Genomic DNA, 24,322 nt, shown 5'->3' with positions numbered 1-24,322 from the left:
GTCAATCTGCTACTCAGCCTCCGGGCGGACGAGGAGTCAGTTCCATGACAGACAAAGCGATCACCGCGTCGGACGCCGACGTCCTGGTCGTCGGCGGAGGACCGACCGGCATGCTCGCCGCCTGCGAGCTGCTGCGCCGCGGCGTCCGGGTCAGGATCGTCGACCGGGCCCCGGCCGCCGCCCGCCTCCCCAAGGCCCTGCTGCTCTGGCCGCGCACCCTGGACGTGCTCGACGACCTCGGCATGCTGGACGCGATCCGCGCCGCCTCCGTCCGGATCAACGCCTTCCGGTACTACTCCGACCGGCGGCCGCTCGGCACCTTCGACTTCACCGAGGACCTCGCCCCGCTCTGCCTGCCGCAGAGCGCCACCGAGGACGTCGTCGAGGCCCGGCTGCACGAACTCGGCGGCACGGTGGAGCGCGGCGTCCGCCTGCTCTGCTTCGACAACCTCGACTTCTCCGGCCGGGTCGAGGCCACCGACGGGGTCACCGCCGTGCTGGAGCACCGGGACGGCCGGATCGAACGCACCCGGGTGCCCTTCGTCATCGGCGCCGACGGGGCCGGCAGCGCCGTCCGGGCCCAGATCGGCACCGGCTTCCTCGGCAGCACCTACGAGACCGCCTTCGCCCTGGTGGACGCCCCGATCGAGGGCGAACTCCCGGCCGACCAGGCGCACTACTACCAGTCCCCGAAGGGCGCGCTGGTCGTCGTCGCGCTGCCCGACGGCATCTTCCGCTTCTTCTCCAGCCTGCCGCCCGGCCGGGACGTCGGCGTCGCGATGATGCAGGAGATCGTCGACGAGCGCGGCCCGCAGGGCGTCCGGATCGGCGAGCCGGTCTGGCAGAGCGTCTTCCGGGTGCACGCCCGGCACGCCGGGGACTTCCGGCTCGGCCGGGTCTTCCTCGCCGGCGACGCCGCCCACGTGCACAGCCCGGCCGGCGGCCAGGGCCTCAACACGGGTCTGCAGGACGCCCACAACCTCGCCTGGAAGCTCGCGGCGGTGATCCACGGCGAGGCGCCCGCCACCCTGCTCGACGGCTACGGGCCGGAGCGCTCCGCGGTCGCCCGGCGGGTCGTCCGCGACACCGACGTCCAGACCCGCGCCTGGCTGGTGGACGGCCCGGCCGAGGTCCTGCTCCGGGACGCCGCCTTCCGGCTGGGCGACCGCACCGGCCTGCTCTCCCGGCTCTACGGACCGGTGATGGCCGGGCGCCGGCTCGCCTACCCGCCCGTCCGGGAGACCCAGGAACCGTCCGGGCTCACCGGCTGCCGCCTCCGCGGCCGGCTGCCCGGCGGGCTGCGGACCGGCGCCGTGCTGCCCCGCCCGCTGGCCGCCGCGACCGCACCGGCCGGCTCCGGCGAGGAGCCCGCCGGCTGGACCCTCGCCGCCGTCGGCCCCGCCGGCTGGGCCGCCGAACTGGACCGCCGCACCGCCGACCGCCCCGGGGTGCGGACCGCCCGCGTCCCGCTGCCCGCCGCCGCCCGGCACACCGGCTGCCACCGGCCCGGCTACTACCTCGTCCGCCCCGACGGGCACATCGCCGCCCACGGCCACGCCCGCGACCTCGACCGCCTCAGCGCCGAACTCACCGCCCAGCTCGGCCCGGCCGCCCGCGGCTGAGACGCCGGCGGGCACGCCCGCCGACCGCCGCACCCGCGCCCGGCCGCCGTCCCGGCCGGGCCCCGCCCACGACCCCTTCGCACCTCACCAGCCCCAGTCAGCGCTCCACCCGCGACGGGGAACCGCCCCGTCCGCACCCTCCCGGAGGACCCTGATGACCGACCTCGCCCCGACCGTGGACCCGATCGTGCCGTTCCTGGAGCCGGTCTTCGACCTGCACCGCGGCGGCAAGCTGGAGACCCGCTCGACCGTGCCGCTGCGCGGCGCCGACGACCTGTCGCTCGCCTACACCCCCGGGGTCGCCCGGGTCTGCACCGCCATCGCCGAACACCCGGAGCTGGCCCACGAGTTCACCTGGGCCGCGAACACCGTCGCGGTGGTCAGCGACGGCACCGCCGTGCTCGGCCTCGGCGACATCGGCCCGGCCGCGGCCCTGCCGGTGATGGAGGGCAAGGCTCTGCTGTTCAAGGAGTTCGCCGGCGTGGACGCGGTGCCGATCTGCCTCGGCACCACCGACACCGAGGCGCTGATCGCCGCCGTACGGCACCTCGCGCCGAGCTTCGGCGGCATCAACCTGGAGGACATCAGCGCCCCGCGCTGCTTCGAGATCGAGGAGCGCCTGCGCGCCGAGCTCGACATCCCGGTCTTCCACGACGACCAGCACGGCACCGCCGTGGTCGCCCTCGCCGCCCTGCGCAACGCCGCCCGGGTGACCGGACGGCCGCTGTCGAAGATGCGCGCCGTGGTCGCGGGTGCGGGCGCCTCCGGCGTCGCCGTCAGCCGGATCCTGCTCGCCGCCGGGATCGGGGACATCGCGGTCGGCGACAGCAAGGGCCTGCTGCACCCCGGCCGGACCGACCTCAACCCGGTGAAGGCCGCGCTCGCCGCGGACGGCAACCGGGCCGGCCGCCGGGGTTCGATCGAGGGGGCGCTGCGCGGCGCCGACGTGTTCATCGGGCTCTCCGGGGCGACGGTCGCCGAGTCGGCGGTGGCCGCGATGGCCCCGGACGCGATCGTCTTCGCGCTCTCCAACCCGACGCCGGAGATCGAGCCGTCCGTCGCCCGCCGGTACGCCGCCGTGGTGGCCACCGGCCGCAGCGACCACCCCAACCAGATCAACAACGTGCTCGCCTTCCCCGGGATCTTCCGCGGCGCCCTGGACGTCCGGGCGCGCACCGTCACCGAGGGCATGAAGCTCGCGGCGGCCGCGGCCATCGCCGAGGTGGTGGCCGACGAGCTGTCCGCGGACCGGATCGTCCCCAGCCCCTTCGACCCCCGGGTGGCCCCCGCCGTGGCCGCGGCCGTGGCCGCCGAGGCCCGCTCGGCGGGGGTGGCCCGCCGCTGACCGCCCCTCCGGCGTGGCCGGACACCGAACGGCCCGGGGCCGGACCGCCCGTCGGCGGTCCGGCCCCGGGTCCTGCGCGCAGCTCAGGCCGCGGGCACCGCCGCGGCGACGACCTCGAACGCGTCGGGTGCGCCGGCCACGGCCTGGCGCAGGGTCAGGTGCCGGGCGAGGACGCACTCCCGCACCCAGTCGCACAGGTACCGGTCCGAGGCCGCGCCCGCGACCGTGCGGACGGAGAGCTGCAGGCGCTCGGTGGGCAGCCCGGCGTCGAGCACCTCGGCCTCGGCCGCCGCGACCTCCTCCACCGAGGCGGCCAGTGCGACGAGTTCGGCCCGGCCGAAGCGGGCGCCCCGGAAGGACAGGACGTCCGCCGAGCGACCGCGGACCCGCACCCCCGGCTGCACGGCGCCGCACGGGCAGTCGGCGAACTCGCCGGTGTCGCCGGTGCGGTAGCGCACCAGCGGGGTGACGGCCAGCTCGTGCAGGGTGCTGACCAGGATCTCGCCGTCCACCAGCTCGACGTACTGGTGCGGCAGCGGGTGGAAGACGTCGCGGGCGCAGCGCGGCCCGTTGCAGCCGATCGCCCAGGTCTCGACCGAGCCGTACAGGCCCCAGACGGCGGCGTCGGGGAGGACCTCGGCGAGCAGCCCGGCGGTGGCGCCGTCCAGGCCGATGCCCACCCAGAGCAGGGTGCGCAGCCAGGCCGGGCGGCGGCCGGTGAGCCGGCAGTGTTCGAGCAGGGCGCGCAGGGTGGGGGTGTCCGCGGCGAGCGCGGTGGCGCCGCACTGCTCGAAGAAGTCGACGAGGCGGCCGAGGTCGTCGGTGTCGGGGGTGCCGTAGGGGATGGCGGAGCAGCCGGAGAGTGCGGCGAGCGCGTTGCACAGGTCGTGGACCGGCCAGAGCCGGGTGCCGCGGGAGAGGTTGAGCAGGACGTCGCCGGGGGCGAGCGGGGACCAGGCGCGCTGGATGTCTCCGGCGAACAGGCAGCTCGGCACCAGGGTCGCGGAGGGTTCGGCGGTGGTGCCGCCGCCGAGGTAGAGCACGGCGCCGCGGTCCTTGGCGAGGCCGCCGCGGACGCCGGACCAGACCGCCGCACGGAGTTCGTCGGCGGAGAGCGGGGCGAGGACGCGGAGGTCGGCGGGGCGGCCGCCCGCCGCGCCGCGGTATTTCTCCGCGAGGCCGGGAAAGCCGACGGCCCGGTCCAGGAGCGCCTGGACCTGCGGTGCGGTCGGTTCGGCCGCCCCGGCCGCAAATCCCCCCGTCTGCAGTGACATGCGCCGCGTCCTTTCACGAATCGACGGTTTTCCGAGGCATGCACGCACGTTCCATGCATCGGCAGGAACGATTCAAGAACCGACCGACCGGTTTGTCAATTGCCGAGGTCAGCGGGCACGGCTCCGCAGTCCGCGGCCAGGAACGGACAGCCGTCGGCGGGCGGCGCGGCGAGCCCGGGCAGCACCGCCCCCCAGAGCCGGGCGACCATCTCGGTGCGGCTGACGCCCGCGTTGCGCTCGCAGATGAGCAGCACGCCGGCGGCCATCGCGGTCAGCGCCATCGCCGCCTCCTCCGGCACCACGCCCTCGCGGAGTTCGCCGCGGTCCGCCGCGGAGGCGAGCAGCGCGCCGATCGGCGCCATCCACTCGGGCGGCCCGTCGCCGGCCGCCAGCGCGAAGCCCTCGACACTGTCGAGCCGGACGCCGGAGCGGCAGACCGGGTCGCGGTCCAGCAGTCCGGCGACGGCCACCGCGACGTCCACCACGGCGTCCAGACCTGCGCCGGGGCCGTGCGCGGCCACGCACTCGGCGGTCAGCCGGCGCAGCTCGCAGCGGGCCTCGGCGCGCACCGCCTCGATCAGCTCGCCCTTGGAGCGAAAGTGGTAGTACAGCGCCCCCTTGGACACCCCGGCGGCCCGGCTGATCGCATCCAGGCCCGGCAGCGCGTCACCGCCCAGCACTTCCACCGCCGACTCGTCCAGCGCCGTGGCGGCGGCGACGATCAAGCTCCGCCTGGTCCGTTCGGCGCGCTCCTGACTGGGCACGGCACCCACCTCTCCTCTGCTTCCCACAACCGCGCTCCGGCCTCCGCGGGCGGTCCGACCGGGCCCGCAGGCCCGGTCGCGGCCCCCGCCGCGGAGTGAAACCGACCGGAGTCGCTGTTATATAAGTATCAAATGACCAGATCACGACAAGTATTTCCCCCGGCGCCTAGCCCATTCGGGAAATCACGAAGACGGCACAGACTCGCCGCATCGGACGGCTCGACGGGCCGGTGACGGCCGGGGGCGGGGGGATATCCGGGGAACGCGGGGAACGCGGGGAACGCCGGGGAAGCGCCGGAATCCCCGGGACACCGGGCGGAACGGGAAGCGGCGGGGCGGCGCCCGGCGGCGCGTGCGCCGCAGGGCCGCCGGGTCCGGAGCCGGGGCCGGGTCCGGAGCCGGAGCCGAGGTGCGGGGCGTCAGCCGGCCGGCACCGGCTCGGGCGCGGTCAGCCGGAGGCGGCCGATCCACTCCGGTACGGCCAGGCCCGGCAGGATGAACGCCCAGAGCTCGGCGAGCCGCTCCTCGAGGTCCTCGCGGCGGGTGAACACCTGGGACACGATCTGGGTGCCGGTGAAGGAGCTGATGACGAACCGGGCGGCGGCGTCGACGTCCAGGTCGAGCCGGACGGAGCCCTCCCCCTGGGCGCGCAGCAGCAGGGTGCGGACCAGGTCGATCGAGGCGACGTACGGGCCCGGCGAGGGCTCGGAGAAGGAGCTCTCGATGGCGAGCCGGATGCTCGCCCGCACGGTCGGGCTCTCCCGCAGGGCCGCCGCCATCGCGTACGACACGTCGACGATGGCCTGCAGGAAGGGGCCGGTGGCGGTGGCTGCGCTCTCCAGGGTGCCGACCTCGGCGCCCTGGATCTCCTCCGCGATGGCCTCCTTGGACGGGAAGTGGAAGTACAGGGCGCCCTTGGTGACGCCGGCCCGGGCCAGGATCTCCGACACGCTCGCACCCGCGAAGCCGCTGTGGTCGAAGACTTCGGCCGCGGCCTCGACGATCCGTTGGCGCGTCCGCTCCGCCCTCTCCTGTCTCACCATGGCCATCCTCCCGACCTCGCAGCAGTTCGCAGCGCATCGTAGTGCACCGGCCGGTACAGCCGACGGTAAAACAGTCGATCCCGTAGGTTTGTTCCGATGATCGGTTGCCTGTGCACAGGCGTAACCGGGCCGGTCGCACCTGATGCCCCGACAGGCATACGGACCGGTCGGTATGCAGAACGGCCCGCCCGGAGGTCCGGACGGGCCGTGCGGCGATCAGGCGTGCTGCGGACGTGCTCTGACGTGCGGACGTGCTGCGGGGCCCTGCCACCGTCGGGGTCAGCGCACGGTGTAGCCGCCGTCCACCGGCAGGACGGCGCCGGTGACGAAGGAGGCGCGGTCGCTGCAGAGCCAGGCGGCCGCCTCGGCGATCTCCTCCGGTGCGGCCGTCCGCGGCTGCGGGGTCGCCTCGTGCAGCCGGGCCTCGATGTCGGGCCGGATCGCCAGCCACTGCTCGATCATCTCCGACCTGGTGGTGCCCGGGGCCACCGCGTTGACCCGGATCCCCTGGGCGCCGTACTCGTTGGCCGCCGCCTTGGTCAGGCCGACGACCGCGTGCTTGGAGACCACGTACGGCGCGGCGACCGGGGTGGCGACCAGCCCGGCGACACTGCTGGTGTTGACGATCGCCCCGCCGCCGGCGGCCAGCATGGCGGGTATCTCGTGCCGCATGCAGGACCAGACGCCGCGCAGGTTCACGTCGATGATCCGGTCGAACACCTCCTGCTCCATCAGGTGCAGCGGGGTCTGCTCGGCGCCGTACCCGGCGTTGTTGAACGCGGCGTCGAGGCGGCCGTAGCGCGACACGGCCGTCTGCACCGCCCGGGCGACCTCGGCGTCCGAGGTTACGTCGGTGACGGCGTAGCAGGCCTCCAGCCCCTTGCCGGTGAGCTCGTCGACGAGGTCGGCGAGCTGCTGCTCGCGGCGGGCGGCGAGGACGACGGCCGCACCCTCGGCGGCGAAGACCCGCGCGGCGGCGGCACCGATCCCGCTGCTCGCGCCGGTGATCAGCGCGACCTTGCCGCTGAGCAGGGCGTTCTGGACGGACATGGGCTCTCCCCCTGGGGTTCGCGGTCGGACACGGGACGGCGGGACACCGGCCCGCGTGCGGGTGCGGCGGTCCGGTGCCCCGCCCTCACGGGACCCCGGACCGCCGCACCCCGGACACCGCACAGCCTACGAACCACCGCTGACGGATGATCAGGCGGAGTGGCTCCGGGTTGGGCGCGGGGGCGGCCGGCTCGCACCGCCGAAGGGTCTTCCTACGCCTTGCGGTTGGGGACGGACCAGCCGCCGGGCTTGTCGAATCCGGTGGTCGCCAGCGTGACGAAGAAGTGGGGACCGACGATGTGGCCCTTCGCGACCACGTCCAGGTAGGCGGCGGCCGGGGTGCCGTTCAGGTGGGCCGTGAAGGCCGCCTCGTCGGTGAAGGTCTCCAGGAAGACGAACCGGGTCGGGTCGGCCGGGTCCGGCACGAAGTGGAAGCCGAGGGTGCCGGGTTCGCCGGTCAGCGAGAGGTAGCCGTCCGCCTTCGCGACCTTGAGGAACTCCTCCCGGTACGCCGGCTGCACGTTGGTGAACTCGGCGACCACGGTGAACACGTGGCCGTCGTCGCCGCCGCTGGGCGCGACCCGGCCGGTGCCGTCGTCGGTCGCGAGCGAGTAGTTGGCCACGGTGGTGGCGGGGCCGGTGACGCCGAAGGCCGCGAGCAGGGCCGCGAAGTTCCGGGCGTAGGGGCCGCGGCGGTGGGCGCGGTGCGCGGCGGCTGAGGAGAAGGTCTCCGCGACGACGATCCGGTCCGGGTGGTCCGGGTCCGGCATGACGTGGACGCTCTCGGTGCCGGGCTCGTGGCGGCGGGAGGCGTAGCCCTCCTGCTGGGCGGCGGCGATGACGGTGTCGCGCGCGGCGGCCGGGATGTGCTCGTACGCGGAGATCACCGTGTAGGCGACGCTGTTGTCGCCGAGGTTGGGCATGGTGTCACCGGAGCGGGCGGCCAGCGCCCCGGGGGCGGTGCCGGCCAGCAGGGCGGCGGCGAGGGCGACGGGGAGCAGGGCTCTGACGGGTCTCATGGGCGGACGTCCTTCCGGATGGGTGCGGTCGGGTGGGACCGGCCGCCCTGGGCGGGCGGCCGGAGTCGGTGGTGTGGGAGCCGGTGGTGCCGGAGTCGGCGCGCCGGAATCGGTGGTGCCGGAGTCGGCGCGCCGGAATCGGTGGTGCCGGAATCGGTGGTGCCGGACGGAGGGCGGCAGCGGGCCGCAGCGGGTGCGGCGGGGGCAGCAGGCACGTCGGGCGTTCGGACCTGGGCGGTCGGTGCCGCCACGAGCCGCGGAGTGTTCACACGGCGGGCGGGGCCGCGACCGGCGCGGGAATCCCGGCTGGCCGTGCGGGCCGCGTCCGTCCGGGCCTGCGAGAGCGGGTCTTCCGGGTGGCACGTCGAACCGCCCTCCACCGGACGGGGGAGGCCGGGGTACGGCGTGCGGATGCAGGGTCTGCGCGGCGGGGGCCGCTCCGGGCGGTCCCCGCCGCGGTCGCCGCCGCCGCGACGGGGAGCGCGGCAGCGGACGGATCGGGCCGGAGTCGGATCAGGCCGGGTAGACGTCGCCGGGCAGCTTGCGGTCGGCGCCGACGGTGGCGATGTGCCAGTAGGGGTACGGGACGCGGGCCTCGCTCACCTCGTCCAGGGTGGCCACCTCGTCGGCGGAGAGCTCCCACTCCATCGCCTTGAGGTTGTCCTCCAGCTGGTGGACCTTGGTGGCACCGATGACCGCCGAGGTGATCTGCGGCCGGGACAGCACCCAGTTGATGGCGACCTGCGCGACGGTGGCGCCGCGCGCCTCGGCGATCCGGGCCATCTCGTCGACGATGTCGTACGCCTGCTCCTCGTCGGTGAGCGGCGCGGACTCGGCGGGGGTGGCCTCGGCCAGCCGGCTGCCCGCCGGGCGGCCCTCGCCGCGCCGGTACTTGCCGGTGAGGAAGCCGCCGGCCAACGGGCTCCAGGCGGTGATGCCGACCTTCTGGTCCTGGGCCAGCGGGATGATCTCCCACTCCAGGTCGCGGGCGCCGAGGTTGTAGTAGCCCTGGTAGCAGACGAAGCGCTCCAGGTTGCGGCGCTCGGAGACGGAGAGCGCCTTCATCAGCTGCCAGGCGGCGAAGTTGGAGACGCCGATGTAGCGGACCTTGCCGGAGCGGACGAGGTCGTCGAGCACCCGCAGGGTCTCGTCGAGCGAGGTCCGCGGGTCGAAGCCGTGCAGGTGGTAGAGGTCGATGTAGTCGGTGCCCAGCCGGCGCAGGCTCGCGTCGACGGCCGCGTTGAGGTGGTGGCGGGTGGAGCCGAAGTCGTTCGGGCCGTCGCCGTCCACCCGCCAGCGGCCCTTGGTGCCGATGACCACGCGGTCGCGGACCTTCGACAGCGTCCGGCCGAAGAACTCCTCGCCCATGCCGTTCTTGTAGACGTCCGCGGTGTCGAAGAAGTTGATGCCGGAGTCCAGCGCGAGGTCCATCAGGCGGTGCACGTCCTGGTCCTGGACGGTGCCGAACTCGGACCAGTTGCGGTCGGGCGCCCCGAGGAAGGAGGCACCTCCGCCGAAGGTCATCGCGCCGAAGCAGAGCTCGGACACGGCCAGGCCGGTGTCGCCCAGGTAGCGGTAGCGCATCGGGGGTCTCCCTGTCGGTTCGTGGAACGGCGCCCCTGTCCCGGGGCAGCCACTGTAAGACTCGGGAAGACCATAAGATGTCGAATATCTATCGTCAAGCAGAAGGCAGTGAAAGAACCTCCACTGCCATCAGATATCGAATGATGCTACGGTTTCGGTCCGAGTGCGCATGACGGATCGTCATGCGCCCCGCCAACTCGGCGGTGAACAACCGGAGGAGAGAACCATGAGCACGGTGACCGTGGTCGGTCGGGCCGTCGCCAAGCCCGGCAAGCGGGACGAACTGGAGCGCCGCCTGCGTGCGGTGATCGCTCCGACGCACGCGGAGGAGGAGAGCATCCACTACTCCATGCACCAGGACCTGGACGACCCCGACGTGTTCCTCGCCATCGAGCGCTGGCCCGGCCGCGAGGCGCTGGAGCGCCACCTCGGCACCCCGCACCTGACCGAACTCGCCGCACTCCTCGACGACCTGCTCGCCGAGCCGCTGGAGCTGCGGGTGCTCGGCCAGCTGCACGAGGGCGACTCCCCCAAGGGCGTGCTGTGAGCCGCACGGCCGTGGCCGTGCTCGGCACCGGCATCATGGGCGCCGGCATGGCCCGCAGCCTGTGCCGGGCCGGCCTCGACGTCCGGGTGTGGAACCGCACCCGCTCCGCCGCCGAACCGCTGGCCGCCGCGGGCGCGGTGGTCGCCGGCACCCCCGCGGAGGCGGTGCGCGGCGCCGACGTCGTGATCACCATGCTCACCGACGGCCCGACCGTGCTGGAGGTGGTCCGGTCGGCCGCCGACGGGCTGACGGCCGGGCAGGTCTGGTTGCAGACCTCCACGGTGGGCCCGAGCGGCTTCGCCCCGCTCGCCGCGTTCGCCGCCGAGCACGGCCTCGACCTGGTCGACGCCCCCGTCCTGGGCACCCGGCAGCCCGCCGAGGCCGGCCGGCTGGTGGTCTTCGCGGCCGGCTCGCAGCGTGCCCGCGCCGCCGCCGTCCACGTGCTGGCGGCGGTCGCCGACCGCACCGTCTGGCTGGCCGACGACCCGGCGGGCGCGGCCGCCTCCCGGCTGAAGCTGGTCGTCAACAGCTGGGTGCTGGCCACCGCCACCGGCGCCGCCGAGGCGATCGCCCTGGCCGAGGGCCTCGGCCTGGACGCCCGGGTGTTCGCCGGGACCGTCGCCGGCGGCGGTCTCGACAGCCCCTACCTGCAGGGCAAGGCCGCGGCCGTCGCCGCCGGGGACTTCTCCCCCGCCTTCGGCCTGGCCACCGCGGCGAAGGACGCCCGGCTGATCCTCGCCGAGGCCGAGGCCGCCGGGCTGCGGCTGGACATGGCGGCGGCCGTCGCCACCCGCTTCGCCCGCGCCGTCGAGCAGGGCCACGGCGACAAGGACCTCGCCGCCACCTACCTGGTCAGCACCGACGGCTGACCGGTACCCGCACCACCGCACCGCGCCGAACCGCACCGACCAACCCACGAGTCCGAGGGACACCGCATGCGCGCGATCGTCAACACCCCTGCCACCGGTGACGTGGCCTTCCGCGAGGTCGCCGAACCCACCGCGGCCGCCGGCGACGTCCTCGTCGACGTCAAGGCGTTCTCCGTCAACCGCGGCGAGATCCTCAACCTGCCCACCAACGACGAGGGCTGGCGGCCCGGCTGGGACGTCGCCGGCGTGGTCGCGGAGACCGCGAACGGCTTCACCGCCGGCCAGCGCGTGGTGGCGCTCTCGCTCGCCGACGGCTCCTGGGCCGAGCGGATCGCCGTGCCGGCCGGCTTCGTCGCCGCCCTGCCGGACACCGTCGGCTTCGCGGAGGCCGCCACCCTGCCGGTCGCCGCGCTCACCGCGCTGCGTCTGGTCCGCGAGTCCGGCACCCTGCTCGGCCGGCGGGTACTGGTCACCGGTGCGGCGGGCGGCGTCGGACGGATCCTCGTCCAGCTGGCCGCCGCGGCCGGCGCGGAGGTCACCGCCGTCGCCCGCAACGCCGAACGCGCCAAGGGCCTCACCGAGCTGGGCGCCACCGCCGTGGTCACCGACCCGGCCGAGGCCGAGGGCCCCTTCGCGGTGGTGTACGAGGCCGCCGGCGGTGCCTCGCTCACCGCGGCGCTGGAGCTGGTCGGCCCCGGCGGCACCGTGTTCAGCTACGGCAACTCCTCCGGCGAGGACACCCCGGTCTCCTTCTTCCGCTTCTTCGGCGGGCACGAGCAGGCCGTCCTGCGGCACTTCGTCTTCGTCACCGGCGCGCCGGTGGACGAGGACCTCGCCGCGCTGGCCCGACTGGTCGGCGCGGGGTCGCTCTCGGTGGAGATCGCCTACCGCGAGGACTGGGAGCGGATCAACGAGGCGCTCGCCGCCGTCCGCGAGCGCCGGGTGGCCGGCAAGGCCGTGCTCACCGTCGGCTGACTCCCGGCCACCGGCCGGCCCCTCACCACCGGCCGGCCCCTGACCGGTGGGCCCTGACCGTTCCGGTTCCCGGCCGCCGGCCGACTCCTCACGTCGGCCGGCGGCACGGACCGCGGGGCGGGAAGGCTGCGGTGCCTCCCGTCCCGCTCCGGTGCCGCCCCCGTCCCGGCCCGCGCCGCCTCAGCGGCGGGTGTCGGCGAGCAGCCGGGCGGCGTGCACCCGGCCCGCGTGCTCCACCAGATCGACCAGCACCTGCTTGCCGGACGCCCGCCGCCGGGCGTCGCAGGCGACCACCGGGGTGTCCGCGTCGAGGTCGAGCGCGCGGGCCACCTCCTTCGGGCCGAAGTCCCGGGTGCCGGCGAAGCGGTTCACCGCGACGACGAACGGGATCCCCCGGTGCTCGAAGAAGTCCACCGCCGGGAAGCAGTCGGTCAGCCGCCGGGTGTCGGCGAGCACCACCGCACCGAGCGCTCCCTGCGCCAGCTCGTCCCAGAGGAACCAGAACCGGTCCTGGCCGGGGGTGCCGAACAGGTACACCGACAGGCCCTCGCGGATGGTGATCCGGCCGAAGTCCATCGCCACCGTGGTGGTGGTCTTCTGCTCCACCCCGCCCAGGTCGTCCACGCCGCGGCCGGCCGCGGTCAGCTGTTCCTCGGTGCGCAGCGGCCGGATCTCGCTGACCGAGCCGACCAGCGTCGTCTTGCCGACCCCGAAGCCCCCGGCGACCAGGATCTTCAGGGCGAGCACGGAGCCGTCAGAGTGCGCGGAGTCCATTGATGACCTCCTGGAGGATGTGCTCGTCGGGGAGCAGGGCGGGCGGGACGGGCCGGCTGACCCGGATGTACTCGGCGTCCAGCAGGTCGCCGAGCAGCACCCGCACCACGCCGAGCGGCAGGTCGACGTCGGCGGCGATCTCCGCGACGGAGAGCGCGTTGCCGCGGCAGAGGTCGAGGATGACGGCCTGTTCGGGGCCGACGGGCACCTCGATGCCCTCGGGGACGTCGCTGACCACCAGGGCGATCAGGTCGAACTCCGCCCCGGCCGGCCGGGTGCGGCCCTTGGTCATCGCGTACGGCCGGACCATCGGGCCGGCCGCGTCGTCGTACCACTGGACGGGCTCGTCGGGCGGCGGCGGGTAGCCGAACGGACTGCCCGGCAGGTAGCGGCGCGGCGGGTACGGCATCGGTCTCAGCCCCCCGCCGTACTGCGCGGCGCCGCGTACAGGTGCTCGCCGACCCGGCGCACCAGCCGGGCCATCTCGTAGGCGATCAGCCCGAGGTCGGCGGCGGCGGTGGAGAAGACGGCGAGGCAGGTGCCCTGGCCGGCCGCCGCCACGAAGAGGTAGCCGTGCTCCAGCTCGACCATGGTCTGCCGGACCTCGCCGGCCTCGAAGTGCCGGCCGGCGCCCTTGGCCAGGCTGTGGAAGCCGGAGGCGACCGCGGCCAGGTGCTCGCCGTCCTCCCGGCCGAGCCCCGCGGAGGTGCCCATCGCCAGGCCGTCCGCGGAGAGCATCACGGCGAACCTCACCTCGGCGACCCGGGCGACGAGTTCGTCGAGCAGCCAGTTGAGTTCGCCCGCGTGGTGCGTGGTCCCGATCATCGGTGCTCTCCTCCGGTGGGGTTCGGTCGGATCGGTTGCTCGGTGGCGCCGCGGGCCCAGCCGCGCTGGAAGGCGGACATCGCGGCGCGGGCCTCCTCGGGGTTCCGGCCGGCCGGCGGACCGTCCCCGCGCGGTGCGGTCGGCGGCCGGACCGGGGCCTCGCGAAGCTGCGGGACGAGGCTGGCCTGCCGCACCCGGCGCGGCAGTTCTCCGTCGCTCCCGCTCCCGCCGTCCGCGGCGGCGCCGGGCCGGACGGGTGCGGCGGCCGACGCGGCCGGGGCTGGAGCGGCCGCCGGACGGCGGGCCGGTGCGGGCGACGCGGGTGGGGGCGTCGGTGCGGGCAGCGGCAGGGGTGCAGGCGTTGCGGGGCGGGCGGGCGGTGCGGAGCGGGCGGGCGGCACCGCGGGGACGCCCGGTGCGGGCCGGCTGCCGTCGGCGCGGAACGGCGTCGGCCGCAGCACGCCCGGGTCGTCCCCGAGGGCGCCGAAGGGCGCGGCGGTCGGCAGCGGGCGGACGGCCGGCGGATCCTGCCGCTCGGGCTCCGGGGCCGGGACGGCAGCGGGGGCAGGGGCCGCAGCGGGGGTCGGGGCCGCCTCCGGTCGTGCGTCGGCGGCCGGCTCCGTCCCGGCGGCCGGACCGGCCGGTGACCCGGTCTCCAGCAGGGCGGTCGGCAGCAGCACCACCGCGGTGGTGCCGCCGTACGCGGAGGGCCGCAGCGACACCCGGACACCGTGCCGGCGGGCGAGGCGGCTGACCACGAAGAGGCCGAGCCGGTCGCTGTCGAAGAGGTCGACCTGCTCGGAGGCCTCGATCCGGCGGTTGGCGTCGGCCATCGCCTCGGGGCCCATGCCGAGGCCGCGGTCCTCGATCTCCACGGCGTAGCCGTTGCCGACCTGCTCGCCGCGGACGTGCACCCTGGTGTGCGGCGGCGAGAAGCCGGTGGCGTTCTCGACGAGTTCGGCGACCAGGTGGGTGAGGTCGGCGACGGCCTGCCCGGAGACCGCCGCGGGCGGCAGCCGGTGCACCTCGACCCGGGCGTACTCCTCGACCTCGGCGACGGCGGCCCGCACCACGTCCATCAGCGGGACGGGCTTGCGCCAGGCCCGCCCGGGGGCCGCCCCGGAGAGGATGATCAGGCCCTCGGCGTGGCGGCGCATCCGGGTGGTGAGGTGGTCCAGACGGAAGAGGTCGGCCAGCTCGGCCGGGTCCTCGGTACGGCGCTCCATCGCGTCCAGCAGGGTGAGCTGGCGGTGCACCAGGACCTGGCTGCGCCGGGCGAGGTTGACGAACACGCCGGACACCCCGGACAGCACCTCGGCGCGCTCCACCGCGGCGGTGACGGCCGCCCGCTGCACCCGGCCGAGGGCGCCGTGCACCTGGCCGATCTCGTCGCCGCCGTGCGGCCGCAGCGGCGCCTCGGCGGCGATGTCGATCTCCTCGCCGGCGCGCAGCCGCCGCATGGTCGCGGGCAGGGTGCGGCCGGCGAGTTCGAGGGCGGAGTTGCGCAGCCGGACGAGTTCGGTGACCAGGCCGCGGCCGATCTGGACGGAGATCAGCAGCGAGGCGAGCACGGCGGCGAGGCCGAGCAGCACGGCGAGCCCGGCCGGGGTGAACAGCCCGAGCGCGTACGGGTCGGAGCGTTCGGCGGCCGCGCTGCCGGCGGCCCGCTCCACGTCGGCCAGGCCGCGGGCGGTGGCGTCGGCGAGGTCGGCCCAGCGGTCGGCGGGCGCGGCCTGCAGGGCGCCGCGGCCGTCGGGTGCGTCCCGGACGGCGTCCTCCAGGCGCGCGAGTTCGCGGTAGTCCGCGCCGCCGGTGACGGCCTGCAGGGCGGAGCGGTCGGCCGGGCGCAGGTCGCGGGAGGCGGTCTGCTCGAAGAGCCGCCGGGCGTAGACGGCGGCGCCGAAGTCGCGCCGCTGGGGCTCGTCGAGGCGGCTTGCGGCCTGGCCGGCCCGCAGCAGGCTGTCCTCCCGGGCGAGCAGTTCGCGGGCCCGGGAGAACTCCAGCAGCACCCGGGCGTCGGAGGCGACCCGGTGGTCCTGCAGGGCGGTGACCGAACCGGTGACCTCCAGGGCGCGGTCGATCGCGGCGGTGTAGGCGGCGTACGTCTCGGGCCAGCCGGCCTGGTGCTGGAGGACCTTGGCGCGCAGCGCGGGCAGGGCGGCGACGGCGGCGGTGAGTTCGTCGACCCGGACGGCGGTCTCGTCACCGAGGCCCTCGGCGTCGGCCCGGTTGTAGCCGTCGGCGAGGTGCAGCGGGGCGGCGGCCCGGTCGGTCGCGGCGGCGGCCTCGCGCAGCGCGTTCTCCCGGCCGGGCGGCCCGCCGGCCAGCAGCTGCCCGGCGGCGGTGCGTTCGGCCTGCAGGCCGGTGACGGTGGCGGCGACGGGGTCGAGCACCGTCCGGGTGACGGCCTTGAGGTGCAGGGTGTCCCAGACGCCGCGGGCGGTGGTGACGGTGGCGAAGGACCAGAGCGCCAGCACCGAGACGACCGGCACCATCAGCAGGGCGACGATCCTGGCGCGGACGGTGCGGGGGCGCAGCCGCAGCCCGCCGGAGCGGGCCGGGGCCGCCGGCGGTGCGGGGTGGCCGTGGGCGTCGGCGGCCTCCTCATGGGCCTGTGGGCCGCGGTGCCGGCCGGCGGGCCCGGTCGGGCCGGGGCTGCGTCCGGCGGAACTCGGTCCGGTGGCCGGTGCGGTGCGCGGGGTGCCGCGGCTTGCTCGCATGGAGCGCGGGGTCCTTTCGAGCGGTGGCGTCAGGGGCGCCCGTGACCGTGGTGGGCGGTCCTGGGCCGTCTCTTTCGGATCTCGTCGGATCGGCGTGCGGCGGTGGGCGCCCGGCTGGCGTGCCGGCGGATCGTCCTCGTACTGGACGTACTCGGGCGATTCGCCGGTGCGTTCAGCTTGGGGGGTACCTCCCGGCCCCCTCGGGGCTGGGGGAGATGCCCGGCGTCGCGCGCCCGGCAAGATCCGAAAGAGACGGCCTAGGCGGCGCGGTCGAGGTCGGCGGCGCCGAGGTCCTCGATGGCGAGTTCGCCGGCCTCGCGGTAGGCGGCGCGCTCCTGGGCGGTGGGGGACAGTGCGACGAACGCGGAGGTGAGGAAGAGGAAGGAGCCGAGGCCGACGGCCAGCGGGAAGACGAACTGCATCGGGGTCGCGCCGCCGAGGTCGGTGCGGGCCGGGTCCAGGTGGACGTGGACGGCGGCCATGCCGGTGTAGTGCATGCAGCTGACCGCGACGCCCATGATCAGGGCGGCGCCGCCGGCGGCCACCAGGGTGCGGATGGCGACGGCGGCCCAGAGCGCCGCGGTGGCGGCGCCCACGGCGATCGCGACGGACAGCACCACGGTGGCGGGGGCGTACTCGACGGTGCCGTGCAGCCGCAGTGCGGCCATGCCGAGGTAGTGCATGGCCGCGACGCCGATGCCGGTGGTGAGGCCGCCGAGCAGGATGCTGCGGCCGCGGTGCCGGCCGTAGCCGACGGTGAAGACGCCGAGGCCGACGACGACGACGGCGACGAGCAGGCTGAGCACGGTGAGCGGGACGTCGTAGCGCAGCTCGGTGCCCTCGACGGTGAAGCCGAACATCGCGACGAAGTGCATGGTCCAGATCCCGGAGCCGATCGCGGCGGCGGCGGTGAGCAGCCAGTTGCGGCGGGACGGCCCGCTCGCGGACAGCGCCCGGAGGGTGCACCGCAGCCCGAGCGCGGCACCGACGCAGGCCATCAGGTACGACAGTGCCGGGGTCGGCCAGCCGAAGCTGACGTGGTTCATGGTTCCCATCAGGGCCTCCGAAGGACGTGACCGGACGGTCGGTCATATGCCGTTCGCACGTGCGAAGGGCTTCTCGGATGCGGTGGACGCTACCCAGCGTTCACAAATGGTCACCGGAAGATGTGAAAAGCTGCCCGTCGAACCCGGCGGGTGTGCTCGAATGGGGGGACGCCGTGTGCCGAAATGACTGATGAGCTGTCATGTCCGTTTGTGGGCAGGGCCCGTACGCCACCCTTCCGCCCGCGCACCGGCGCGGTTAGGGTCACGCCACGACGGCCCGCGACCTCGGCCACAACGGCAGCCTCCCGGCCAACGGCGGCACCACCTCGTTCGGCTTCAACGGCACCTGGACGGGCACCAACACCAAGCCCGCCGCCTTCAACCCTCAACGGCGCCTCCTGCACCGTCAAATAGCCTCTGACACCTCAGGGAAGCGCACCGCCAGGGGCGCGTGGGGGCACCTGGGTGGATCCCTACCTCCGGGTGAGGCGGATGCGGACGGGGCCGCGGGCCTCCAGGGTGATGGCCTGGCCGAGCGGGACCTCGGTGTCGACGGTCTCGACCTCGAACTCCCGCAGGACGGCGGCCAGTGCCAGCACCGACTCCAGCATCGAGAAGTGCTGGCCGATGCAGGCCCGCGGCCCTCCGCCGAACGGGAACCAGGCGTAGCGGTGCCGTCCGGCCTCCCGTTCCGGGGTGAACCGTTCCGGGTCGAAGCGCTCCGGCTCCTCCCAGTGCCCGGGGTGGCGGTGCGTCACGTACGGGGAGACGAGGACGTCCGCACCGGCGGGGATCCGGACGCCGCCGATCTCGCTGTCGGCGACCGCGCGGCGGCCGATCACCGCGGCGGCCGGGAACAGCCGCATGGCTTCCTTCAGCACGGCCGTGGTGTGGGGCAGGGCGGCGAGGTCGTCGGCCTGCGGCGGCCGGTCGCCGAGCACGGCGAGGGCTTCCTCGCGGGCGCGCTTCTGTTCGGCGGGGTGCTTGCCGAGCAGGTGCAGGGCGAAGGCGAGCGAGGTGGCGGTGGTCTCGTGGCCGGCCAGCAGGAAGATCAGGACCTGGTCGCGGAGTTCGGACGGGTCGAGCCGTTCGCCGTCCTCGCCGCGGGCGGCGGCGAGGAGTCCGAGCAGGTCGTCGGAGTCCTGTCCGGCGCGGCGGGCGATGATGGCGTCGCAGATGGCGTACAGCTCGCGTTCGGCGGCCCGGGCCTCGCGGTTGCCGGGGGTGGGCCACTGCCGGGGGATCCGGACGGGGGCGAAGCCGCGGTCGCGGACGTACGCGCCGAGCACCGGGAAGGAGCGGCGGACGGCGCCGATGGCCTCTTCCACGTCGGTGCCGAAGAGGATCCGGGCGACGGCCCGCAGCGCGAAGCCGGACATCTCCTCGGCGGCGTCGACGACGCCGCCGGGCACGGCGGTCCAGCGCTCGACGAGGGCGGCGGACTCCTGGGCGATCGCGTCGGCGTAGCCGTCCACCCGGCGTTTGGTGAACAGTGGTTGGACGAGCCGGCGTTGGCGCTGGTAGTCGGCGTCCTGGGCGGTGAGCAGGCCGTTGCCGAGGCTGAGCCGGACCTCCTCGTACAGGGTGTTGTCCTTGCGGAAGTCGGCCGCGCGGGTGGCGAGCACCTGCTGGGCGCCCTCCGGCGAGAACACCATGTAGAACTCGACGCGCAGGCCGGGCGGCCCGGCGGTGAAGCGCACCACGTCGCCGTGCTCGCGGTGCGCGGCGAGGTAGGCCGCGAGCGGGTCCCTGGTCAGGTCGAGCATCGAGCCGATCAGCGGCAGCCCCGTCGGGCCGGGTGTCCGGGTGGTGGCCTGCACAGTGTCCCCCTCGGGTCGGATCTCTCCTGGTTCCATAGTGACTGAGTGGTCGTCAGGAGAGTAGGGCGTGCGTGCGGACCGGACGTGACGATCCGCACACACCCGGCCCGGGTCACTCGTACTCGGTGCCGCCCTTGCGGGTGAGATAGGCCCCGCCGACCGCCTTGGCGATCGCCCGGCCGCCGGTGACGGGGCTGTACCGCTCGGCCTGCGTGCGGACGACGACGCCCTCGCGGATGTGCAGCTCCTTGCCGGAGACGGTCTCCCGGCCGTCGGCGAGCTCCAGCACCACGGCCTGGTCGTAGGGGCCGCGCCACAGCTCGGGCACCACGGGCAGTTCGCCGCCGAGCACCTCGGCGGCGTCGAGCCAGCGCAGCTGCCCGTCGACGACGGCCGACACGTCGAACACGGCGTAGCCGGGGAGTTCGGTGCGGCCGGAGGCGCCGTAGGAGAGGTCCTGCACGCCGGCGCCGAAGACCTCGCCGAAGACGCCGACCCGGCTGGCGCCGATCCGCTCGGCGAGGGCCGCGGCCACCTCGGGGACGCCGTGCGCCCGCACGGCCCGCCAGTACAGGTTGGTGTCGTCCTCCTTGAGGGCGAGGCCCTGGGCGCCGATGCCCTTGGAGGAGACCTGCACCTCGCCGGACTCGGCGTGGTAGGTGACCAGGCAGCAGCTGCCGTGCACCTTCTCGGTGACGACGACGGGCTCGCCGGGCTCGAAGACGGTCGGGAAGCGCTTGAGGTTCTCGATGTCCACCCAGGGCAGCAGGTCGGGGGCGGCCTCGACGTCGCCGTTCATGTGGGTGGGGACCGGCGGGCGCCACTTGGTGATGCCGAGGCGCTCCGCGAAGTCCTCGCCGCTCTCGGCGGCGGCGGCCAGGTCGACGTCCGCCAGTTCGCCCGGGCGGCAGACGATGCCCTGCGAGAGCTCGCCGCGCAGCCGGACGGCCTTGACCCGGTCGGCGTTGGAGCCGGCCAGGCGCCCGGTCAGTCCGAGCTCCTCGATCAGCGCGGCCGGCAGCACGGCCTGCTCGGGGATGTACACCGCGGTCTCGCCGGTGCGGTACGCGCCCTTGGCGACCACCGCCCGGTACAGGCCGATCTGCGCCAGCTCCAGGGCGTCGGCGTTGGGGTGCTCCAGGATGGTCAGGTGTTCCGCGGTGACGCGCAGTGTGGACATCGGTGTCCCTCCCCGTTCGATACGACGGGGAACACTCTGGCGGCGGCCCGGCGGCAGGGCCAGGGATTTTCGGTCAGGGGCATCGCACATGCGAGAGACAGGGTGTCCACGTGCTGGCCTGTGCGATGAAACAGGGGACGCGTGGCCCGCATCTACGACAGTATGATCGCCGTTGTCACCGCACCTCCGCGCCTCCCGGCGGCGCGGCAGAAGGGGAACCCCATGAGCACCGCAAGACGCCGTTCCGCCGTCGCCGCCCTCGTCGCGGTCGCCCTCGCCGCCGGCCTCACCGCCTGCGGCAGCAGCGGCACCTCGAACAGCAACGCCGCACCGGCGTCCTCCGCCGCCTCCGCGGGTGCCCCGTCCTCGGCCGCCAAGGTCTCCGGCGACCTGACCGTCTTCGCTGCCGCCTCGCTGAAGGAGACCTTCACCGCGCTCGGCAAGAAGTTCGAGGCCGCCAACCCCGGCGTGAAGGTGACCTTCAACTTCGGCGGCAGCTCGGCGCTCGCGCAGAGCATCGTCTCCGGCGCTCCCGCGGACGTCTTCGCCGCCGCAAGCCCGGCCACCATGAAGACCGTCAGCGACGCCAAGGCCGCCGAGGGCACGCCCCGGGTGTTCGTGAAGAACACGCTCGAGATCGCCGTCCCCAAGGGCAACCCGAAGCACGTCACCGGCCTCAAGGACCTCTCCGGGGTCAAGGTCGCGCTGTGCGCCAAGGAGGTGCCCTGCGGCGCAGCCGCCCTGAAGGCCCTCCAGGCCGGCGGGGTGAACATCACCCCCGTCACCCTGGAGCAGGACGTCAAGGGCGCCCTGACCAAGGTCGAGCTCGGCGAGGTCGACGCCTCGCTCGTGTACCGGACCGATGTGCAGGCCGATGCTGCGAAGATCGACGGTGTGGAGTTCCCCGAGGCGGCCAAGGCCGTGAACGACTACCCGATCGCCGCGCTGGCCAAGGCGCCCAACGCCCCGGCCGCCGCCGCCTTCGTCGCGTACATCCGGTCCGCCGAGGCCGCCCGGGCCCTCACCGCCGCGGGCTTCCAGGCGCCGTGACGCCCGCCCCGGCCGCGACCCGCCGCCGCGCCCGGCGCGGCGGCGGGCGGGTGCCGTACGCCCTGCTCCTGCCGGCCCTGCTGGGCCTGGCCTTCCTCGTCCTGCCGCTGGTCGGGCTGCTGGTGCGCGCGCCGTGGAGCGCGCTGCCCGAGCAGCTCTCCAGCCCCGAGGTGTGGCAGGCGCTCAGGCTCTCGCTGATCTGCGCAACGGCGGCCACGGGGGTGTCGCTGGTGCTCGGAGTGCCGCTGGCCTGGCTGCTCGCCCGCACCGAGCTGCCCGGCCGGCGGCTGGTGCGGGCCCTGGTCACCCTGCCGCTGGTGCTGCCTCCGGTGGTCGGCGGCGTCGCCCTGCTGCTCGTCCTCGGCCGCAACGGCATCGTCGGCCGCTGGCTGGACTCGGCCTTCGGCATCACCCTGCCGTTCACCACGCCCGGCGTGGTGCTCGCCGAGGCCTTCGTCGCCATGCCGTTCCTGGTGATCAGTGTGGAGGGCGCGCTGCGCGCCGCCGACCCGCGCTACGAGGAGGCCGCGGCCACCCTCGGCGCCTCCCGGCTCACCGCCTTCCGCCGGGTCACCCTGCCGCTGATCGCCCCCGGCATCGGGGCCGGCGCGGTGCTCGCCTGGGCGAGGGCGCTCGGCGAGTTCGGCGCGACGATCACCTTCGCCGGCAACTTCCCGGGCCGCACCCAGACCATGCCGCTCGCCGTCTACCTGGCGATGGAGTCCGAGCCGGAGGCGGCGATCGCGCTCAGCCTCGTCCTGCTCGCGGTGTCGATCGCCGTCCTCGCGGGCCTGCGGGAACGCTGGATGTCGACGCCGTGACCCCACCCCCGGAGCACCCGATGACCCCGCCCGCCCTGGACGCCCGGCTGCGGGTCGACCGTGCCGCGTTCTCGCTCGACCTCTCGCTCACGGCCGCCCCCGGCGAGGTGCTGGCCCTGCTCGGGCCGAACGGCGCAGGCAAGTCCACCGCGCTGCGCGCCCTCGCCGGGCTGCTGCCGCTCACCGACGGCCGGCTCGCCCTGGACGGCACGGTGCTGGAGGACCCGGCGGCCGGCCTGCACACCCCCGCCGAGGAGCGCCCGGTCGGCGTGGTCTTCCAGGACTACCTGCTCTTCCCGCACCTCGGCGCGCTCGACAACATCGCCTTCGGCCTGCGCTGCCGGGGCCTGCGCAAGGCCGCCGCCCGGGAGGCCGCCCGGCCCTGGCTGGAGCGGATGGGGCTCGCCGAGCACGCCGCCAGCCGCCCGCGCAGCCTCTCCGGCGGCCAGGCGCAGCGGGTGGCGCTGGCCCGGGCGCTCGCCGTCCGGCCGCGGCTGCTGCTGCTCGACGAGCCGCTCGCCGCCCTGGACGCCCGGACGCGGCTCGACGTCCGGGCGCAACTGCGGCGGCACCTCGCCGAGTTCGAGGCCGTCGCGGTGCTCGTCACGCACGACCCGCTGGACGCCATGGTGCTCGCCGACCGGCTGGTGGTGATCGAGGACGGCCGCGAGGTGCAGTCCGGCACGCCCGCGGACATCGCCCGGCACCCGCGCACCGACTACATCGCCCGGCTGGTCGGCCTCAACCTGTACCGGGGCACCGCCGACGGACACACCGTCACCCTGCCGGACGGCACCGCCCTCGCCACCACCGAGCGGCTCACCGGCCAGGCGTTCGTGGCCTTCCCGCCGGACGCGGTGACCCTGCACCGCGGCCGCCCCGACTCCAGCGCCCGCAACGCCTGGCCGCTCACCGTCGCCGGCCTCGACCTGCACGGCGACCGGATCCGGGTCGACCTCACCGGCCCGCTCCCGCTCGCCGCCGACCTCACCCCCGGCGCCGCCGCCGAACTCGACCTGGCCCCCGGCCGCGAGGTCTGGGCCACCGTCAAGGCCGCCCAGACCCACGCCTACCCGGCCTGAGGTCAGGCCTTCTTCACCTTCTTCTCGAACACGGAGAAGTCCACGACCTGGTCGGCCGGCGGCTCCTGCACGGTGAAGGGCTTGTCGAACTCGCTGAAGTCGAAGGCGGCCGGCTCCTTGCCCTGGAGCTGCTCCATGCGGACCAGGTAGGGCTTGCCCTCGGTGGCGATGTGGAGGGTGACGGTCTCGCCGTCCGCGGTGGTGACGGTCAGGCCGAAGGTCTTCACACCGTTGGTGGTGCCGGCGCTGCCCTTGGCGATCTTCTCCTTGCCCTTGTCGCTGTCGTCGGCGAACAGGCCCTTGATCAGGTTGCACATCATGGCGGCCTCCGCCAGCTCCGCCCGGCTGTCGCCGCCGGTGATGAAGCGCCCCTTGAAGAGTTCGGCGGCGACCGCGGCGTCCTGCGCGGTGGCACCCGGCTCCTTCGCCACGGCCTTCTTCCAGGTCGTCTCGTCCGCCTTCAGCCAGGTCTTGGTGCCCGAGTGCCGGAGCTCGAACTGGCCGACCTCGGGGGAGGCGACGGTGCCGCTGCAGTTCCCCTGCTTGTCGGAGGTCAGGTGGACGGCCAGCTTGCCGCCGTCCATGGTGAGTTCCCCGTCGACCTTCACCGAGGCGAGGGCCGCCATCGCGGCGTGCGCCCGGTCGGAGATCTGGTCCGCGGTCAGGGTGTCCACGGCCAGCGTGGGCACGGGGCTGGCCGACGGCTTGGCCGGCGCGGGAGCGGCGGCCGGGCCGTTCTTGTCACCGTTGCACGCCGTGGCACCGGTGGCCAGCAGGGCGCACAGGACGGACGCGGCGACGGAACGCTTGGAAAGCATGGGGATCCCTCTTCGACGGAACACGAGCGGGGATCAGTATGGGACCGGGGGGTGACACCCCCTCCGCCGGGGTCCGCCCGCTCGACCGGGCCTT

General features: G+C 74.9%; 22 protein-coding genes. 8 read left to right on the top strand and 14 right to left on the bottom strand.

The window, feature by feature from the left end:
- Positions 1–44 precede the first annotated feature (44 nt).
- Positions 45–1,622 (top strand): FAD-dependent monooxygenase, encoded by a 1,578-nt coding sequence (locus AB0O09_RS28370; protein ID WP_363546149.1) that lies wholly within the window; start codon positions 45–47, stop codon positions 1,620–1,622.
- Between the two features lie 154 nt (positions 1,623–1,776).
- Positions 1,777–2,967, top strand: a complete 1,191-nt coding sequence (locus AB0O09_RS28365; protein ID WP_363546146.1) for an NADP-dependent malic enzyme — start codon at positions 1,777–1,779, stop codon at positions 2,965–2,967.
- Between the two features lie 83 nt (positions 2,968–3,050).
- Here the strand turns inward: AB0O09_RS28365 and AB0O09_RS28360 are convergent, their stop codons facing one another.
- The 6 genes from AB0O09_RS28360 to AB0O09_RS28335 form a co-directional block, all read right to left on the bottom strand.
- Entirely contained in the window at positions 3,051–4,241 is a 1,191-nt protein-coding gene (locus AB0O09_RS28360) for a hypothetical protein (protein ID WP_363546143.1), read from the bottom strand.
- Between the two features lie 95 nt (positions 4,242–4,336).
- Complete coding sequence (locus tag AB0O09_RS28355; protein WP_363546140.1) at positions 4,337–5,005, bottom strand: TetR/AcrR family transcriptional regulator; 669 nt, start codon at positions 5,003–5,005, stop codon at positions 4,337–4,339.
- Positions 5,006–5,424: 419 nt separating this feature from the next.
- Positions 5,425–6,048, bottom strand: a complete 624-nt coding sequence (locus tag AB0O09_RS28350; protein ID WP_344628178.1) for a ScbR family autoregulator-binding transcription factor — start codon at positions 6,046–6,048, stop codon at positions 5,425–5,427.
- Positions 6,049–6,327: 279 nt separating this feature from the next.
- Positions 6,328–7,098 carry a glucose 1-dehydrogenase gene (locus AB0O09_RS28345; RefSeq protein ID WP_363546137.1) on the bottom strand — a complete coding sequence of 257 codons (771 nt, stop codon included), beginning with the start codon at positions 7,096–7,098 and terminating at the stop codon, positions 6,328–6,330.
- Positions 7,099–7,310: 212 nt separating this feature from the next.
- Complete coding sequence (locus AB0O09_RS28340; RefSeq protein WP_363546134.1) at positions 7,311–8,117, bottom strand: antibiotic biosynthesis monooxygenase; 807 nt, start codon at positions 8,115–8,117, stop codon at positions 7,311–7,313.
- A gap of 513 nt (positions 8,118–8,630) precedes the next feature.
- Positions 8,631–9,701 (bottom strand): aldo/keto reductase, encoded by a 1,071-nt coding sequence (locus AB0O09_RS28335; RefSeq protein WP_363546131.1) that lies wholly within the window; start codon positions 9,699–9,701, stop codon positions 8,631–8,633.
- Positions 9,702–9,927: 226 nt separating this feature from the next.
- On the opposite strand from AB0O09_RS28335, the gene AB0O09_RS28330 reads away from it, so the two are divergent.
- The 3 genes from AB0O09_RS28330 to AB0O09_RS28320 all read left to right on the top strand — a co-directional run bounded on the left by AB0O09_RS28330 (position 9,928) and on the right by AB0O09_RS28320 (position 12,092).
- A complete protein-coding gene (locus AB0O09_RS28330) occupies positions 9,928–10,248 on the top strand; it encodes a putative quinol monooxygenase (RefSeq protein WP_363546128.1) in 321 nt (106 codons plus the stop codon).
- On the top strand, positions 10,245–11,117 hold the full coding sequence (locus tag AB0O09_RS28325) for an NAD(P)-dependent oxidoreductase (RefSeq protein WP_363546126.1): 873 nt from the start codon (positions 10,245–10,247) through the stop codon (positions 11,115–11,117). The genes AB0O09_RS28330 and AB0O09_RS28325 overlap by 4 nt, the downstream gene beginning before the upstream one ends.
- Before the next feature lie 66 nt (positions 11,118–11,183).
- On the top strand, positions 11,184–12,092 hold the full coding sequence (locus AB0O09_RS28320; RefSeq protein WP_363546124.1) for a zinc-binding dehydrogenase: 909 nt from the start codon (positions 11,184–11,186) through the stop codon (positions 12,090–12,092).
- Positions 12,093–12,272: 180 nt separating this feature from the next.
- Here AB0O09_RS28320 and AB0O09_RS28315 read toward each other — a convergent pair whose 3' ends face one another.
- The 7 genes from AB0O09_RS28315 to AB0O09_RS28285 form a co-directional block, all read right to left on the bottom strand.
- Positions 12,273–12,866, bottom strand: a complete 594-nt coding sequence (locus tag AB0O09_RS28315; protein ID WP_359982390.1) for an ATP/GTP-binding protein — start codon at positions 12,864–12,866, stop codon at positions 12,273–12,275.
- Positions 12,847–13,176, bottom strand: coding sequence for a DUF742 domain-containing protein (locus AB0O09_RS28310; protein ID WP_363546217.1), 330 nt, complete (start codon positions 13,174–13,176; stop codon positions 12,847–12,849). The genes AB0O09_RS28315 and AB0O09_RS28310 overlap by 20 nt, the downstream gene beginning before the upstream one ends.
- Before the next feature lie 104 nt (positions 13,177–13,280).
- On the bottom strand, positions 13,281–13,691 hold the full coding sequence (locus tag AB0O09_RS28305; protein ID WP_363546121.1) for a roadblock/LC7 domain-containing protein: 411 nt from the start codon (positions 13,689–13,691) through the stop codon (positions 13,281–13,283).
- Positions 13,688–16,411, bottom strand: a complete 2,724-nt coding sequence (locus tag AB0O09_RS28300; protein WP_363546118.1) for an ATP-binding protein — start codon at positions 16,409–16,411, stop codon at positions 13,688–13,690. The genes AB0O09_RS28305 and AB0O09_RS28300 overlap by 4 nt, the downstream gene beginning before the upstream one ends.
- Before the next feature lie 257 nt (positions 16,412–16,668).
- Positions 16,669–17,466 carry an MHYT domain-containing protein gene (locus AB0O09_RS28295; protein ID WP_363546115.1) on the bottom strand — a complete coding sequence of 266 codons (798 nt, stop codon included), beginning with the start codon at positions 17,464–17,466 and terminating at the stop codon, positions 16,669–16,671.
- A gap of 464 nt (positions 17,467–17,930) precedes the next feature.
- Positions 17,931–19,277: a cytochrome P450 gene (locus AB0O09_RS28290; RefSeq protein ID WP_363546112.1), complete on the bottom strand. Its 1,347-nt coding sequence runs from the start codon at positions 19,275–19,277 to the stop codon at positions 17,931–17,933.
- Between the two features lie 112 nt (positions 19,278–19,389).
- Positions 19,390–20,457 (bottom strand): RNA ligase (ATP), encoded by a 1,068-nt coding sequence (locus AB0O09_RS28285; protein WP_363546109.1) that lies wholly within the window; start codon positions 20,455–20,457, stop codon positions 19,390–19,392.
- Positions 20,458–20,679: 222 nt separating this feature from the next.
- On the opposite strand from AB0O09_RS28285, the gene modA reads away from it, so the two are divergent.
- From modA to AB0O09_RS28270, 3 genes are read left to right on the top strand one after another with little or no spacing between them, the layout of a single operon-like run.
- A complete protein-coding gene (modA, locus tag AB0O09_RS28280; protein ID WP_363546106.1) occupies positions 20,680–21,507 on the top strand; it encodes a molybdate ABC transporter substrate-binding protein in 828 nt (275 codons plus the stop codon).
- 50 nt (positions 21,508–21,557) lie between these two features.
- Positions 21,558–22,328, top strand: a complete 771-nt coding sequence (locus AB0O09_RS28275; RefSeq protein WP_344623719.1) for an ABC transporter permease — start codon at positions 21,558–21,560, stop codon at positions 22,326–22,328.
- Positions 22,329–22,348: 20 nt separating this feature from the next.
- Entirely contained in the window at positions 22,349–23,410 is a 1,062-nt protein-coding gene (locus AB0O09_RS28270) for an ABC transporter ATP-binding protein (protein ID WP_363546214.1), read from the top strand.
- Between the two features lie 2 nt (positions 23,411–23,412).
- Here the strand turns inward: AB0O09_RS28270 and AB0O09_RS28265 are convergent, their stop codons facing one another.
- Entirely contained in the window at positions 23,413–24,228 is an 816-nt protein-coding gene (locus AB0O09_RS28265; RefSeq protein ID WP_363546103.1) for a hypothetical protein, read from the bottom strand.
- Between the last annotated feature and the right edge of the window lie 94 nt (positions 24,229–24,322).

Source organism: Kitasatospora sp. NPDC093679 (assembly GCF_040683455.1).
Lineage (GTDB): Bacteria > Actinomycetota > Actinomycetes > Streptomycetales > Streptomycetaceae > Kitasatospora > Kitasatospora arboriphila.
The sequence above is the reverse complement of the archived record's forward strand: the minus strand, read 5'-3'. Positions and strand labels throughout refer to the sequence as shown.